Annotated in this window: 9 protein-coding genes; 1 reads left to right on the top strand and 8 read right to left on the bottom strand. The window is 68.2% G+C overall.

What is annotated here, in order from left to right:
* Position 1: 1 nt before the first annotated feature.
* The 8 genes from ASC55_RS17520 to ASC55_RS13950 form a co-directional block, all read right to left on the bottom strand.
* Positions 2-2,662 carry a right-handed parallel beta-helix repeat-containing protein gene (locus ASC55_RS17520; RefSeq protein WP_055876790.1) on the bottom strand — a complete coding sequence of 887 codons (2,661 nt, stop codon included), beginning with the start codon at positions 2,660-2,662 and terminating at the stop codon, positions 2-4.
* Positions 2,663-2,949: 287 nt separating this feature from the next.
* Positions 2,950-4,302 carry a polysaccharide biosynthesis tyrosine autokinase gene (locus ASC55_RS13980; protein ID WP_017831458.1) on the bottom strand — a complete coding sequence of 451 codons (1,353 nt, stop codon included), beginning with the start codon at positions 4,300-4,302 and terminating at the stop codon, positions 2,950-2,952.
* A 56-nt stretch (positions 4,303-4,358) separates the two neighbouring features.
* Positions 4,359-5,669: a hypothetical protein gene (locus tag ASC55_RS13975; protein ID WP_055876788.1), complete on the bottom strand. Its 1,311-nt coding sequence runs from the start codon at positions 5,667-5,669 to the stop codon at positions 4,359-4,361.
* Positions 5,670-5,680: 11 nt separating this feature from the next.
* Positions 5,681-10,387 (bottom strand): PKD domain-containing protein, encoded by a 4,707-nt coding sequence (locus tag ASC55_RS13970; protein ID WP_055876785.1) that lies wholly within the window; start codon positions 10,385-10,387, stop codon positions 5,681-5,683.
* 92 nt (positions 10,388-10,479) lie between these two features.
* Positions 10,480-11,013, bottom strand: coding sequence for a DUF4352 domain-containing protein (locus ASC55_RS13965; protein ID WP_055876782.1), 534 nt, complete (start codon positions 11,011-11,013; stop codon positions 10,480-10,482).
* A 198-nt stretch (positions 11,014-11,211) separates the two neighbouring features.
* A complete protein-coding gene (locus ASC55_RS13960; protein WP_055876780.1) occupies positions 11,212-11,829 on the bottom strand; it encodes an arsenate reductase/protein-tyrosine-phosphatase family protein in 618 nt (205 codons plus the stop codon).
* Positions 11,826-12,545 (bottom strand): CDP-alcohol phosphatidyltransferase family protein, encoded by a 720-nt coding sequence (locus ASC55_RS13955; protein ID WP_055869677.1) that lies wholly within the window; start codon positions 12,543-12,545, stop codon positions 11,826-11,828. The genes ASC55_RS13960 and ASC55_RS13955 overlap by 4 nt, the downstream gene beginning before the upstream one ends.
* Positions 12,536-13,489: a glycosyltransferase family 2 protein gene (locus ASC55_RS13950; RefSeq protein ID WP_235563386.1), complete on the bottom strand. Its 954-nt coding sequence runs from the start codon at positions 13,487-13,489 to the stop codon at positions 12,536-12,538. Before ASC55_RS13950 ends, ASC55_RS13955 begins: the two co-directional genes overlap by 10 nt.
* 190 nt (positions 13,490-13,679) lie before the next feature.
* On the opposite strand from ASC55_RS13950, the gene ASC55_RS17735 reads away from it, so the two are divergent.
* The gene (locus tag ASC55_RS17735; RefSeq protein WP_055876778.1) at positions 13,680-15,677 is read left to right on the top strand and encodes a glycosyltransferase; all 1,998 of its coding nucleotides are present in this window, start codon (positions 13,680-13,682) and stop codon (positions 15,675-15,677) included.
* Positions 15,678-15,696: the final 19 nt, after the last annotated feature.

Below are 15,696 nucleotides of genomic sequence, written 5' to 3'. Positions count from 1 at the left end.
GTCACCGGGGCAGGGCCCCCAGCGTCGCGCCGTTGCCGGGGAGTCGCGATACTGAGGCGATATCAGACGGCACCGGAACCGCCACGGATCCCTGCGCGGCCGCGTACGCGGGAAGCAGCGCATAGCCGCCGTCGACCACCGGCGCGCCCTCGACGAACTGCGAGCGCCGATCCTGGCCCGTCGCTGCCGTGAACGCGGTGAGCGTGTCGGTCACCGCAGGGTCTCTCGAGACAGAGCCCTTCGACCACGCGGAGAACCACCTGGGCGTCCCCGGCGACGTGCGGTGGTAGAGGTTGCCCTCGACGCTCGACACCATCTGGGATCCGGTGTACTGCAGCGAGAAGTCCTGCACGCAGACCAGGCAGTTGCCGGCGCTCTCGGCGATGACGTTGTTCGACATCACCACGTTGCGCACGATCCACGAGGCCTGTGGCGCGTACCGGGTCCGCGGGTCGTGCCCCGGGGTGTTCGGGTCGGAGGCACGGCGGGAGTCCATCCCGATGCTGATGTTGCGGTTGCCGTTGCCGACGAACGTGTTGTTCCAGATCTTCACGTTGCCGGAGTTGAGCACGAACAGACCGAACTCGCCGTTGCGGGCGATGACGTTGTCGGCGATTACGGCCCGCTCCGAGAGTTCGACCATGACGCCGTGGCCGGTGTTGCCGATCACGTCGTTGCCGGTGAACGCGACGTCGAGCACGGACTCGTCGAACCACGGGCCGCGCCCGTCATTGCCGGTGAACGCGCTGTCCTTCACCGTCACCCCGCGGGTACGCGTGACCTTGAAGGCTCCGGACACCGGCGAATGGTTGAAGTGCTCGGCGTTGTTGCCGACCGAGAGCATCTGCGTCACCGTGAGTCCGTCCGCCTGCGACGCACCTCCGCCGAGCAGGCCGTTGCCGATCAGCGAGACGCGCGTCAGCGTGGTCGCCGGCGCCCAGGAGTAGAAGCCCGTGGTCGAGTTGTCGCGAATCGTCACGTCGGTGAGCGAGACGTTCGGGGCGGCTGCGACCACGGTGCCCATCTGCGGAACGCTGGTGGCGTACCGGCGCACTCCGATTCCCCTGACCTCGGATCCCGCCGAGCGGATCGAGAGAGCCTGCGTGAGCACGCTCGCCTCGACCGACTTGCCCGTCGGGTTCGTGCCGATCACCAGACGCTTGGCGGAGTCATCGACGAAGAAGGTGCCTTCTTCGACCTGCGATGCGGAGGCCACCTCGCGCAGCTGCACGCCCGCGACCCAGATCTGGTCGGGGTGCGCGGCCATCGGGTGGGCCGGGTCGACGAACCGCCAGTCCGCCGCCGTGTTGTCCGGAGCACCCTTGGTGTACGTCGGGCTCGCGTCGAGAGCGGTGTTCCAGCCATCGACGACCCACGCGCTTCCCGAGGCCTTCCAGCCGGTGACCGGCTTCGCACCGTCGAGCCACACCGACTCGTTGGGTGCGGGTTGGATGGTGACCCGCTTCTGCGCAGGCACCACGACCTCCTCGTGGTAGGTCCCGCCGCGAAGGACGATCGTGCCGCCGTTCGGGACGACCCGCAGCGCGGCAGCGATCGTCTTGACGGGTGAGTTCTTGGTCCCCGACGCTCCATCGAATCCTGCGGGAGCGACGTAGATGGCCGTTGCAGGGGCGTCATAGGAGAGCGTCCCCGGGGCCTTGGCACCGGGTTCCCCACGCACGCCCTCCGGCGTGACCGGGGGTACCGGCTCCGTCACCGGGGGCACCGGCGTGGGCGTCGGCGTCGGCGTCGGCGTCGGCGTCGGCGTGGGAGTCGGCGTCGGGGTGGGCGTCGGGGTCGGGGTCGGGGTGGGCGTCGGAGTCGGAGTCGGAGTCGGCTCGGGCGACGGCTCGGTCGTGGGCTCGGGCGACGGCTCAGTCGTCGGCTCGGGTGACGGCTCCGTCGTCGGCTCCGTCGTCGGCTCCGGCGACGGCTCGGTCGTGAGCGCGGGCGTGGTGACGGTGACGTCGTCGATGCCGACCGGCACAGCGGTGCGGGCCCCTGAGGACGTGTAGAGCGCGAACGCGTAGCCGCCTGCGGCCTGGATGCGGGCGTCGGAATCGTCGGTGTACGTCACCTGCCAGTCGCTCGGCTCGGCAGCGCTCGACTCCCAGGCCTTGGCGCCCAGTTCCACAGGACTCGCACCGGTGACGCTGAGCGCGACCGTCATGGTCGTGCCGCTCGTCACCGTGAGGGGCAGCTTACGCTCGCTGAGGTGCTGCACACGCATGAGGTCGGAGAGCCGCACGATCGACACATATGCCGAGCCGTCGGGATGAACGCGCACGCGCACACCATAGGAGTCGGCGCCGGAGACCCGAACCGCTTGAGAGAGGTAGAGCGGCCCTCCGACGGGAAGCTCGGGCACCGTCAGCGAGAAGCGGCTGTCCACGTCGCCCGCAGCGACGCCGTCGAGAGTGGCTCTGGCGGTGATTCCCGGCTTGCGGCTGGCGAGCTGGGCCTGTTCGCCCGACACGCTCGCCGCACCTTCCACCACACGCCATGCGCCCTCAGGAGACGAACCCCATCCCGAGCCGACCGTGCGATCCATGTCGTCGTCGATGACCGGGGTGTCGGTGGACGCCGCACGCTGGGAGAGGGGCACGGCGTCGTCTGCGAGCGCCGACGCGGGAACGGCCGTCAGCGCGGCGGTGACCGCCAAGACAGCGCTAAGTGCGCCGGCGAGAACCCTTCGAGGGTGTCGGTGAGGCGGAGTGGAGGTCTCACGTGATGCGAGATCGAGGAACGGAGTGGACACGATGTCACCGTCTTCTGGGGCAGATTCATGATCACCCCGCATCTCCGCCGCAGTTTAAACCCCGGCAGCAAAGAGCGAGTCCCCCTCGCAACTCATGAAGAATACCCGGCTACCCGGGCAAAGACAAACGGACACAGCGTCTCACCGATATGCTGCGCTGCTGCGTCTTCCGCGCCTGGCCCGAAGACGCCTCAGTCGCTGTAGTACTCGCTGCGATGCCGATCCGGGCGGGCGCGGTTGAGCACCGTGCCGAGGATGCGCGCGCCACCCGACTCGAGCGACTTGATGCTCTTCGCGAGCGCGGCACGACGAGTCTTCGTCGCGTCGACGACGAGGATCACGCCGTCTGTCTGGGTTGCGAAGAGGTTCGCATCGGCCACGCTGAGGATCGGAGGAGAGTCGATCACCACGTAGTCGTACTCCGCCGCGGCGAAGTCGAGCAGCTGCGCCATGCGCGCCGAAGTGAGCAGCTCTGCGGGGTTCGGAGGGACGGTGCCTGCGGGCAGGATGTCGAGCGTGCTGTCGGCCACGCTGTGCTTGGCGACCTCGAACTCGACCTCGTCGAGCAGCACGCTCGTCAGCCCGATCGAGCCGTCGATGCCGGCGTGCTCGTGAGCCCGCGGCCGCCGCATGTCGGCGTCGATGAGCAGCACGGAGTTGCGCAGCCCGGCGAGGGTCATGGCCAGATTCACCGAGACGGTCGACTTGCCCTCGGAGGGCATGCCCGACGTCACCAGCAGCACCTTCACCCGCGAGGAGACGTTCGCGTAGGCGAGCGCCGAGCGGATGCGACGAAACTCCTCCGAGGTGTGGCCCAGTGGCTCCTGGGCGACGGCGATGCCTCGCATGGCCAGCAGCGGAGACTTCGAGACGACGCCCAGCACAGGATCGCCACCCGCCTCGGTCAGCGTCTCCTCGGTGCGCATGCGGGTGTCGAGCACACCGATCAACGCCGCGATGGCGAGTCCGAGGACGGCACCGAGGAAGCCTCCGAGAAGGGCATCCCGAGGCTTGCTCGGCGTGAACTGGAACTCGGGCACGACGGCGTCATCGATCACCTGCGCGGTGATCGTGGACTCGCCCTGCGGGTCTTTGGGCGCCACATCCTTGACCACGATGATGAGCTGTTCAGCCACGGCGTCAGCCAGCTCGGCGGCCGCCTTCGCGTCATCGGTGATCCCCGTGATGCGCAGTGTGACGGTGCTCTGCGGGATCGTGACCTCGATGTCGCGCGCGAGAGCACGCGGCGTCGTGTCGAGACCGAGCTCCTCGATGACGGGATCGAGCACCCGCGAACTCGTCGCGAGCTGCGCGAAGGAGAGCATCTGGCTCTGCGTGTACACCGAGCCTTGATTGAGGTCGGATGCGCTGGTGCCCTGGTTGAGAGCGAAGTACAGCGAGGTCGTCGCCTGGAAGAGCGGAGTCTGCAGAGAGGCGTAACCGTAGGAACCTGCGGCCCCGACGACCCCGAAGAGCACGACCATCCACCAGAACTTGCGCAACGAGCTGGCGATGACGCGCAGACTCACCCGGCTCTCGCCCATGACTCCCCATTCCCCCCTGAGACTTCGATTCTAGAGGAGTGTTCTCTTCGACGACTTCATGATTGCCCAGGCACTGCTCTGCGCCCTGCTGCAGGCGCGAACGGATCGGCTGATCCCTGCCGCAACTCGGACGGCACCTCACGCGCTCCGCGCAGCATGTCGGCGTCACGAGCCCACGTGATCGCGAGCCCCACGCAGAACCAGAGGAACATGCTGTACTGCGTGATGAGCGCGACGACCACCAGGCTCGGCAGCTGGCCGACGACGGCGATCGACGCCGGGCTCCGGGTGGAGCGCCGCACGGTCATGATCGCCGCGCAGACGAGGGCCGCCATGATCAGAAGGGTCGGCACATAGCCGTACCGGAGCAGGGTGAGGACGAGCGCGTTGTCGACCGAACGTGCGAAGTAGCCGAGGTAGTAGTCGCCCGACACGAGCGAGTGCCAGTCGCCGGGGTTGCCGAACAGCTGCACCTGCTGGAGGAGGACGAGCAGATCGGTGCGATAGTCCGCGCTGCCACCGGCTTCCTCCCCTGCCGCCCCGAAGACCGAGTCGATGATCGGGATCGCGATGGCGGTGCCGATGACACCGGCGACGACGACGGAGATCCGGAACTTCCTGGACACCCCGACGATCAGGAAGGTGGAGAGCACGAGCGTCAGCACGAGGGTGAGTTGACCGGCACGACTGAACGTCAGCACGGTCGCCACCGCGAGGATCACCACCCCGCCGATCTTCGGGATCAGCCGCCACTTGGTCGCCACGACGAACGCCGACGACATCGCCAGTGCGGCGCCGAGGGCGATCGAGTGCCCGAAGGCTCCCTCGACCCTCAGCACGCCGCCCCGCTCTTGGAGTGGGCTCCACGTGTCGTAGACGACGCCTGATCCGGGGATCAGGACGAACGGGTTGAACGAGGTGAAGAACTCGACGATGCCGAGGACCGCCGCGACGATCGCGACCACGGCGATCGTCGACGTGACCCACTCCGCACCGATCCGTGCGAGCACGACGCGACCCCAGAGGTACGGGATCACCCATTCGAGCAGTGCGGCGACGAGCGATGCGAGGTCGACCGTGCCGAAGCCGTACAGCCCCACGATGACGATGACGAACGCCACGACCCAGGCATCCGCAGCACGCAGCGGTACCACCGACCAGTTGACGATGATCATCAGAGCCGTGAGCAGAGTGATCGCCGCCCAGTAGAAGCCCACGTTCACACCGACCCAGAGCGGCACGAAGAAGAGCACGCAGGCCCACACCACGAAAGCGGTGCGCGGCAGCAGCCGGAGCACGAAAACGACGATGGCCACTGCTGCGATTCCTCCGACGGCGAGGAGCGCGATCGGAACAGCAGTGGCCATGCGTCAGGATCTTACTGGGGCGCGGTGACGCGGAACGAATCGAACGAGACGTTCAGCGGCGCCGTCGAGCTGCCCGACCGGTTGCCGCTGAGACCGACGGAACCTGCCGCCAGCCCCGTCGCGTCCGTGGCGTTGAGCTGCCAGTTCGCCGGCTCCGTGGTGCCGGTCGCCCAGATCTTCGCCGAGATGGCGGTCGATGCGGATCCGGTGACGGACACCTTCAGGCTGTACGACGTGTTCGCCGCCCAGACGAGTCCGGGTACGGCCTGCGTCAGCAGCACCGTCCCTTCACGGTGGACCACGAGCCACACGGTGCCGTCAGGACGCAGCCACGCACGGGCGAAGTACTTCCCGGCAGCAGTCTGTCGCGCGATGACACCGATGTAGGCGCCACCGGCGGCAGGAGCCTGGTCGACGCGGAACTGCGTCTCGAGGATCGCATCGCCGATCGAGGTCGTGTTGAGCGTCGCGTGGCGGGTGTCTCCGGCGACCAGGCTCAGCTTGCCCTGGCCGTCGGCGACGGTCGCCGCCGCCTGCGAGCCCCCGGCGATGCTCCAGGCGCCGCCCGTGACCGCCGAGCCCCATCCGGGACCAGCCGTACGGTCGAACTCATCGCTCACCAACGCGGCCGGGTTGGGTTCAGGCTGCGGGTCGACCGGCGGTGCCGTGACCGTGACCTGCTGGGTCGCGGTGTTGGTCGCACCCTTGTCGTCCGTCACCGTGAGGGTCACCGTGTAGGTGCCCGCCGCAGCGTACGCGCGGGAGCTCGTTGCTCCGGTGCCCGTGGATCCATCGCCGAAGTTCCAGGCGTAGGAAGCGATGGTGCCGTCGGAATCCGTCGATGCTCCACCGTTGACGTTGACCGTCAGGCCCGAGGCCGTCGCCGTGAACGCGGCCGTCGGGGCGACGTTCGTGGGCTGGGGTTCGGGCTCCGGCTCCGGCTCCGGTGCCACCACGCCGAGGTTCTTCAGCGTGTAGTCGTCGAAGCTCGCGAGGTTGGTACCGGTCGCACTGCCCGCGCGGTAGGAGAAGACGGTCGGCGCTCCGGCGGTCTGCAGTGCCGGCGTCGCGTCTGTCGTGGAGAGCTGCCAGTTGGCAGGCTCCGCGGCTCCGGCAGCCCACACCTTCGCGCGGATCGTCGTGGTTCCGGAACCGGTCGTCTCCATGGCGAGGTTGAACGTGCTTCCTGCGGTCCAGGTGAGACCGGCGACAGCGGTGCTGGCGATGGCCGTACCGTTGCGGTGGATCACGAGCCACGTGCTCCCGTCCGCTCGGTGCCACGCGAGCGCCCGGTAGCCGTTCGAACCCGAGCGACGTGCGCCGAGACCTTCGTAGGCGACACCCGTCGACGGACCGGAGGCCAGCGCGTAGCTGATCCGTGCCGAGGTGTCGAGGAGGGACGTGCCCTGCAGCAGCATCTCGCGGGTCTCACCCGGCGAGAGGTTCACCTTGCCGACTCCGTCTGCAACGGAGGTGACGGCGGCCGAACCGCTCATGGGCGCCCAGGTGCCGCCGACATCAGCCGCACCCCAACCGCTCGAGACCACGCGACCGAACGAGTCGGAGGCGGCGAACACCTGCGCCTGGACCGTCACGGACTTCGTGACGCTCGCCGATCCTCCGAGGCTGTCGGTCACCGTCAGGGTGATGTCATGCGCGCCCGGCTGGGCGTAGGTGTGACCGGCGGTCGCACCGGTGCCCGCTGCGCTGCCATCGCCCCAGTTCCAGGAGTAGGAGAGCGTCGCGCCGTCGGAGGCACTCGATCCTGCGGCCGAGACGTCGACGTTCATCCCCGACGCGGTCGAGGTGAAGGTCGCGACCGGGTTCGCGTGGGTCGTGACGGCCTCTCGCGTGGTCGTGGCCGTGCCACCGCGGTTGTCGGTGACCGTCAGAGTGACCGTGCGCGTTCCCGCCGAGGCGTACACGTGGCTGGCGACCTGGCCGGTCGAGGTCGAACCGTCTCCCCAGTTCCAGTCGTACGACGCGATCGTGCCGTCGGAATCGACCGAGGCGGAGGCGTCCGCCGAGACCGAGAGCCCGGCGCCTGTCACCTCGAAGGAGGCGGTGGGCAGCACGTTCGCCGCTTCGACCACGACGGGATTCTCGGTCGTGGTGGTCAGCCCGTTGCTGTCGGTGACCGTGAGCTTGACCGTGTAGGTGCCGGCAGCCGCGTAGGTGTGCGAGGCCGTCGCACCCGAGGCCGTCGCCGAGTCGTCGCCGAAGTTCCAGCTGTAGCCGGTGATCGTGGCCGAGCCGGTCGGCACGGACGCGCTGGCGTCGAACGCCACAGCGAGATCGGTCGGTGTCGCCGTGAAGGCGGCCGTCGGCGGCTGGAAGCCCTTGCCGATGCCGTAGTGCGTCTGCACCTGTGCTGCGGTCAGCGCGTAAGGGTATACGGCCACCTCGTCGAGGGCTCCCTTGAAGTACTTGGAACTCGGCGCGGAGGGCCAGCTGGTGATGTTGTCCCCACCGATGCGCCAGTACCCGAGGGTGTTCTCTGCGCTGGTCGCACCGGGCGCAGACGCCACGAGCGCACCGTCGACATACAGCTTCATGCCGTCCGCGCTCTGCGTCGCCACCGCGTGGTGCCACGCGTTGTTGTTCAGCGCCGTGGAGTTCTGGATCGTCTGCGTGCTGCCCTGGTAGGTGCCGAAGATCAGGCGACCGTTGTTGGTCATGTAGAGATGACGGTCGTAGCTGGTGGAGTCACCAGAGGCCGCGTTCCCGTAGCCGATCAGCTTCCCACCGGTCGTGGTGTTGGTCTTGAACCACAGCTCCGTCGAGAACTCCGCGGGTGGGGCGACCTTGTTGGTCGATGCGACGCGGCCCGTGGAGGTGCCGGTGAAGGTCGATGCTCCTGTTGCCGTGTTCTCCACACCGGACGACGAGGAGGTCACACCCGAGCCGAACACCGGGGTGTTCGATCCCGCCCAGTCCTGCGGCGCGGTGCCCAGCGGGTAGTACAGCTGAGGGTTGTCATCGATCACCGTGTTGGTGTAGCTCGAGACAGCTCCCGACGCGACGGTCACCGACATGGCCTGGCTGCTCACCGTGTTGCCACTGGCATCCTTCGCGACGACGGTGTACTCCTGCTGCGAGCCCGGCGTAGCGGTCTTGTCTTCGAGAGTGACGGCCGGTCGCTTCCACCAGGTTCCATCGGCCGTGGTCGTGGCGACGGGCGTGGCCGTGCCGGTGCGCCGAAGCTCGTAGGTGAGCGTCAGGTCATCGCGGTCCCAGTTGGCCGGGATCGAGACCCGGACTCGTCCAGGGATGAAGGACTGTGCCGTGCCGGTCCAGTTGGCCGCCGAGAGACGAGGGCCGTCCTTGGCTCCGCCAGGAGGGTTCGTCGAGAAGCGCACGAGCCCCTCGAAGCGACCGTTGTTCACGGAACGGAACTCTCCGCCGATCGAGATCATGTTGCCGGTACCGGTGATGGAGAGTCCGGCCTGTCCCATGCCCGTCGTCACACCGACAGCCCAGTCGGGCGTCCAGGCGTACGGCGACGGACCGGGGGTTCCCGCCCAGTTCTTGTAGGTGCCACCGGCTGCCGGCTGGTTGCCGAGCGTTCCGCGAGCATCGGCCGTGTACGCCTCCGAGTAGCGGTGCGTGCGCGGGCTCTGCTCGGGGTGCAGGCTCATCGTGCCGCAGGCGTGGGTGTGGCTCGTCGTGTAGACGACCTTGCCCGTCGAGTAGACGCCGTAGTGGTCGCCGAGGCAGTCGGCGATCCAGCGGACCTGTCCGGTGCCGGCTTCCGCCGCGAAAGTTCCCTCGAGGTTTCCGGTGGCGGCGTCGGCGTAGACCCATCCGGTGCCGTAGACGGCCGTCGAGTCGGCGGCGAGGCCGAAGATGCCGGCCTTGCCGGAGTTGCTGCCCGTGTTCGAACCGTTCTTCACGGTCTGCGGCAGCGCCCAGGACGAGTCCACGGCACCGGTCGTCTTGTCCAGCGCGACCGTGCCGCGCATGGTCAGGTCGCCGTTCACCTGCGAGAAGCGACCGGCGGCGATGACGTTCTGACCCGCGGGGTCCATGACCATCGCATCGACTTGGAGGTCGGTCTGCGGAGCCCAGTTCAGCAGGGCGCCGTTGGTGGCGCTGAAGGCGGCGAGGTTCTTGCGGGCGGTGCCGTTGCCCTGGGTGAACAGACCGCCCACGTAGACACTCGATCCGGAGGCCGCGAGGGCGTAGACCCCACTGCCGCCGATCGACGGCGAGAAGCCGGGGACGAGCTGGCCGGTCGCGGCGTCGAGGGCCGCGAAGTTCCAGCGTGCCTGGCCGTTGACCGAGTTGAACGAGCCGCCGATGTAGATGCGGGTGCCGTCGGGCGACGCGGCGACGGCCTTGATCACGCCGTTCACCTGCGGGGCGAACGAGAGCAGCTGACCCGTGTTGATGTCATAGGCGAGCACGTTGGAACGCGCCGTCAGGCTGGTGCCGGGTGCGGCCAGGGGTGCACGGGCGTTGTCGAACTTGCCCACCGCGTACACGGTCGATCCGATCATCGTCTGAGCCCAGACATAGCCGTTGTCGATCTGCACCGTCGGGATCGGATCCGACGTGACGACGTTGTCGTCGCGCTGCAGCAGAGGCGGTGGCGTCGACGGGACGTCTGCCGACGCCACCTGCGCACCCAATGTCGTCATGCCCGCGACGAGCAACGCCGCCGTCACGACAGACGCAAGCGCGCTCAGCGCCCGCCTCGTGGTCGATGTGTTCCCCATAGTGACTCCCCAGCCGCCAGTTTTCTTCTTTGAAAGTGAGTTAGTGCAAGAACGAAATACCGAAATGTTGCGATGGTGCGCGTATACGAGCGTCAGGAAAGCTGGCCGGCGAACGTCGCCACCGGCTCCCCCGCCGCGTAGTTGACGCTGATCTTCACCGAGCGCCCCTGCGTCGGATCGAGCATGAACACATAGGTGCCGGTGGTCTTCGCACCGGCGGCGAGCTCACCCTGCAGGGGCTTGTTCGGGCCTGCCGTGGTGGCGACCCCGATGTCACCGTCGTCTGTGACGAGGCTGACCACCGCGGAGTCGACGCTCTGTGCGCGCTTCGAGTCGTTGGCGACCGACAGCGTGACGACGACCGCAGACCCGGCGTACTCGCCGGGCGTCTTGGGCTCGATCGTGGTGGTCGAGATCTTGTCGATCGTGACGACCACGTCGGTGGAGAGAGTGATCGGGGCGTCGAGCGCCCCGTTCTCCTCCGTGAGAGCCGGGCCCTCGGTGGGGCCCTCGGCCTCCGCGTCGGCGGGCGGCGTCCAGTCGGTGGTGCTGGTGCCCTCAGGCGCCGGCGTCTCCGACGCGTCTGGCGCTGCGGTGCAGCCGGCCGTCACGAGTGCGAGCGCCACCAACGGCGCGACGAGTATCGCGCGTAGCGATCGCGAAGTGCCGTCCCCAGAACGGCATGATGAAACGTTGAACACTGCAGCTCCCCAGAACCCAGATTCCCCATCCCAAAGCCCCCTCGGCTTCGGGTCCCCTTCAACCGCGCAGAACGCGGCATCGGCTAATCGTAGTGCGAGGAGCGGAATATCGCAACTGTTCACTCAGGACGAATGGCGCCGATGTCCTCCGAGCTGAGCGAGGATGGTCGCGACGGAGGCCTCGACCTCCGCGATCGTCTCCAGGTGTCCGCGGCTTCCGTGGCGATCGGCGATGCTCGTCGGGTCGACGGTCGTGCGGCCTCCGAAGAGCTGCCGCAGGCGGGCGCCGACGCCTCCGGACGGAGTCAACGGAACGGCTCGCGAGCGGGCCCGGTCGAGATGGGCGACATACTCCGCCACCCGATCGGGCGCGGACGACGCGAAGCCCTCGCCGAGGTGGGCGGCTTCCTTGATCGTGAACATCCAGTCACGGGACCGCGGCGCGAGTCGCACCAACTCGCCGCGGATGTCGCGCGATGCCGTGAGCACGATGCTCGCCTGCTCGATCTGCTCGATCGTGACCGGCGTCGCCCGGTGCGCCTGGGCCTGGGCCTGCCACTGCGCGTCATCATGCAGCGACGCCACAGCGGAGCAGATCGGATCGCCCTCGTTGACCCGGACACCGGCGCTGCTCACGGAGAGGGGGGAATCCGCCCCGAGTCCGCGCCGCAGTGCGAGTTCGGCCAACGGCGATCGACAGACGTTGGCGGCGCAGACGACCAGGATCCTCTCGTCGGTCATGCGGACGCACCGAGCCTTCCGATCTCGCGGAACCACTTCACCGCGGCGAGCGCGAGGAACAGGACGGCGGCGACGCAGAGCGCGCCGTAGCCGATCAGGAATGCCGGGGTCCACCCCCACAGGACGAACACGAGGCACACGAGGCCGAAGTCGGTCGGCAGCAGGATGAGGGAACGCATCAGGGTTCCCCCGCCACGCTCATGAGTCGACGCCACCGCATGCTTGCCCTTGAGCAGGTCGTTGAGGAGCATGCCGGAGAAGGTGGTCGTCGCGACGATGCTGAACACGATGGGGATCAGCAGAAGCAGCGGCGTCTCCGGAACGACACGGTAGAGCCCGATCAGCACGGCCAGATGCAGCGAGGCGATCTTGAGCGTGTCGATGAAGTGGTCGAGCCACTCGCCCTGGGGGCTTCCACCCCCACGCAGACGTGCGACCTGGCCGTCCGCGGAATCCCAGGCATACCCGAGCACCAGAAGGAGGGCGATCAGGAGGCCCATCGGCACGTTCACCGGCCCGAAAGCGATGAGACCGATCGCGACGAACGAGTGCACCGCGCTGATGATCGACACCTGGTTCGGGGTGAGCCCGATCCGATAGGCGACGGCGGCGAGCACCCTCCCGATGCGGCGGTTGACGTACACCGAATACGCGGGGGCCCCACGGGCATGCCCCTTCTGCGCACGCGCGAGACGATGGTAGGCGTCTACGACCATTTCCTGCCCTTCTGGACCGTTGTGTGCGTCCGTGCGATCCGGCGAGCCTCGCGCACACCGCGGAGGTAGGCCCGGATCGGCGCGGCCGACTGGATCAGCTGTCGACGTCCGCCGCGGAGGATGACCTCCCTGGCCGTTCGGGGAATCGAGCGGCGCCAGCGCTGCACGGCCGCGTCATCGAGATGGCGCACGGCGTACAGCATCCGGTTGCGGATGTTGTAGTAGTAATAGCCCTCGGATTTCGCCCGTGAGGTCTCGGGCTCCGCGCGCTGCGTCCCTCCCTCGTCGTGCACCGCCCTGGCGTCTTCGACGAGCATGAGGGAACCGCCGGCTGAGACCACCCGACGCGAGAAGTCGACGTCTTCCCAATACAGGAAGTAGTCGTCATCGAAGCCGCCGGAGAGCTCCCACACCTCGCGCGTGATCCACAGGCAGGCCCCGCTCAGCCAGGGCTCGAACGGCTGGGTGTCGCCCTCGACGCGCTTGCGACGAGCGCGCATGGTGCCGTCGTGGAGCAGAAGGTCGATCCCGGCGAACCACGTTCTTCCCTCCGAGTCCGTGATCATCGGCGACGCGAGCGTCGTGCGTGAGGCTGCAGTGGCGGAGGCGAGTCGATGCAGCGAGTCGCGGTCGATGTGCGCATCCGGGTTGATCACGAGCACATCGGTCGCCCCTTCGGCGAGCGCACGCGTCACTCCGAGGTTGACGCCGCCACCGAAGCCCGAGTTCGCCTCCGGCTCCATCAGGACCCAGTCGTGCTCGCGCGCGATGTTCTTCGCGGCGCGACGCTCGTCCGCGTTCGACCAGTTGTCGACGACGATGACGAGAGCGTCCTGCGCGATCGCTCGCGCTTCCCGTTCGACCGTCACCAGGTTGCGCTGCAGAAGCCCGGCCGAGGCGTAGTTGACCACGACCACGACAAGCCGTCCGTGCACGATTGACACGCGATCCTCCCCCCGGATCCGGCTCGCGGATCGCCTCGGGCGCCGGTCGAATTCCCCAGAGTCGCGACCGACGTCGACTCCCAGGACAAAGACTATACGCGAGCCCGCTCCGCAGACCGGTCTCAGGGGTTCACGATACGATGAGCCGGCGTCGGAGTCGAGGCGCGCTACTGCCATGGGGATGGGGCGGATGACCAGGGGACCGGAATCGAACGACATGATCGCGGTGACGATCGGCGTACCTACGTATCGGAGGCCGGAGCTTCTGGAGGCACTGCTGCGCACGCTGCCGTCGCGCATCGCCGAGTGCGCCGACCTCGGCATCACGGTGGACGTGCTGGTCGTCGACAACGACCCTGCAGGCTCTGGACGCGACGTGGCCGCAGGCGCGGACCTTCCGGTGCGCTACGTCGTCGAGCCCGCACCGGGCATCGCCGCCGCCCGCAACCGGATCCTGGATGAGTGCGTGGATCGCGATCTGGTCGCCTTCATCGACGACGACGAGATCCCCCGGGAGGGATGGCTCTCCTCGCTGATCGAGGTCTGGCGCGAGCACGGGGCCGACGCGGTGATGGGTCGCGTGATCTCGGTCTTCGACGAGGACGTCGATCCGTGGCTGCTCGCATCGGGAACGTTCCGGCGACCGCCCAGGCAGACGGGCACCGTGCTGCAGGTGGCCGCCGCCGGCAACCTGCTCCTCGACCTGCGGTCCATCCGCCGGCTCGGGCTGCGCTTCGACACGTCCCTCGGCCTGGGTGGTGGCGAGGACACTCTCTTCTCCCGCCAGCTCGCCCAGCGCGGTGGGTTGATCGTGTGGTGCAACGAGTCCGAGACCGAAGACCTCGTGGTCGCCTCGCGGCTGAGCCGATCCTGGGCGGCGCAGCGCGCGTTCAGCTCGGCGAACGCCGGCACTCGCATCCAGCTGCAGTTGACCGAGGGGAAGGCCCGGCGCGGCGTCCTGCGACTGCGGGCTCTGATCGGCGGTGTCGCGCGGATCGTCGTCGGTGGTCTGCGGAGGACCTTCGGAGCTCTCACCTCGAACATCACCCACCACGCCAGGGGGACCCGCCTGGTGCACCGCGGCCGCGGCACGATCGCCGCCGCCCTCGGCCGCCGCTACGACGAGTACCGTCGCCCATCGGAGGATGACACGACCATGACCGATACCGGATCGACCATCCGCGTGATGCAGTCGCTGGGCGCTCCGCGTCCGACGACGAACCCGTACAACAAGATGCTCGATGAGGCGCTCGGCTCGACGGAGGGCCTCACCCGTCTGCGCTTCTCCTGGGGCACGGCCCTCTTCGGGCGCTACGACGCCTTCCACTGGCATTGGCCGGAGGCGAAGCTGCACGGGTCCACCTGGTGGAAGTCCACGGGCAAGTTCCTGCTCACCGCAGCACTCGTGTTCCGCCACCGCCTCTCGCGCCGCATCGCTGTGGTGCGCACGGTTCACAACATCGAGCTTCCCGACGACAATGCGCCGCGGCTGTGGCTGCTGCGCTTCATCGATCGCCACACCGACTACCGGATCGTCATCAACGAGACGACTCCGCTCGCGCCCGGCACCCCCCACAGCCTGATCCTGCACGGCGACTACCGCGGCTGGTACGCGAAGTTCCCCGCGGCGGAGCGGGTGCCGGGGCAGCTCGGGTCGTTCGGTGGAATCCGCCGCTACAAGGGGCTGGAGGGCTTCATCGACGCGTACGGCGAGGCGGTCGCCGTCGAACCGGCGCTGAGCCTGCGCATCGGCGGACGCCCGTCCACCCCCGAGCTCGGAGACGACCTCCGCGCACGCACCGCAGACCTGCCCGGAGTGTCGCTGCACCTCGACTTCCTCAGCGACGCCGAACTCGTCCAGCTCGCCACATCATCCGACCTCATCGTGCTGGCCTACCGCTTCATGCATAATTCCGGCAGCGTCCTCGCCGCCCTGTCGATGGACCGCCCGGTGCTCGTCCCCCGCAACGAGGCGAACGAGGCTCTCGGACGCGAGGTCGGCCAGGAGTGGGTTCTGATGTACGACGGCGACCTCGACGCTCCTACGGTCGTCGAGGCCTGGCGTGCCGCGACGACGCTCACGGGCTCACCCGATCTCTCCCGGCGCGACTGGGCCGACGCCGGTCGAGCGCACGCCGATGCGTTCCGCGCGGCCGTGCGGGTGAAAAGACGCGGCGCGAAGCACTAGAGCGCCCCGACCGTCGTCG

This window comes from Microbacterium sp. Root322, from assembly GCF_001425645.1.
Lineage (GTDB): Bacteria > Actinomycetota > Actinomycetes > Actinomycetales > Microbacteriaceae > Microbacterium > Microbacterium maritypicum.
The sequence above is the reverse complement of the archived record's forward strand: the minus strand, read 5'-3'. Positions and strand labels throughout refer to the sequence as shown.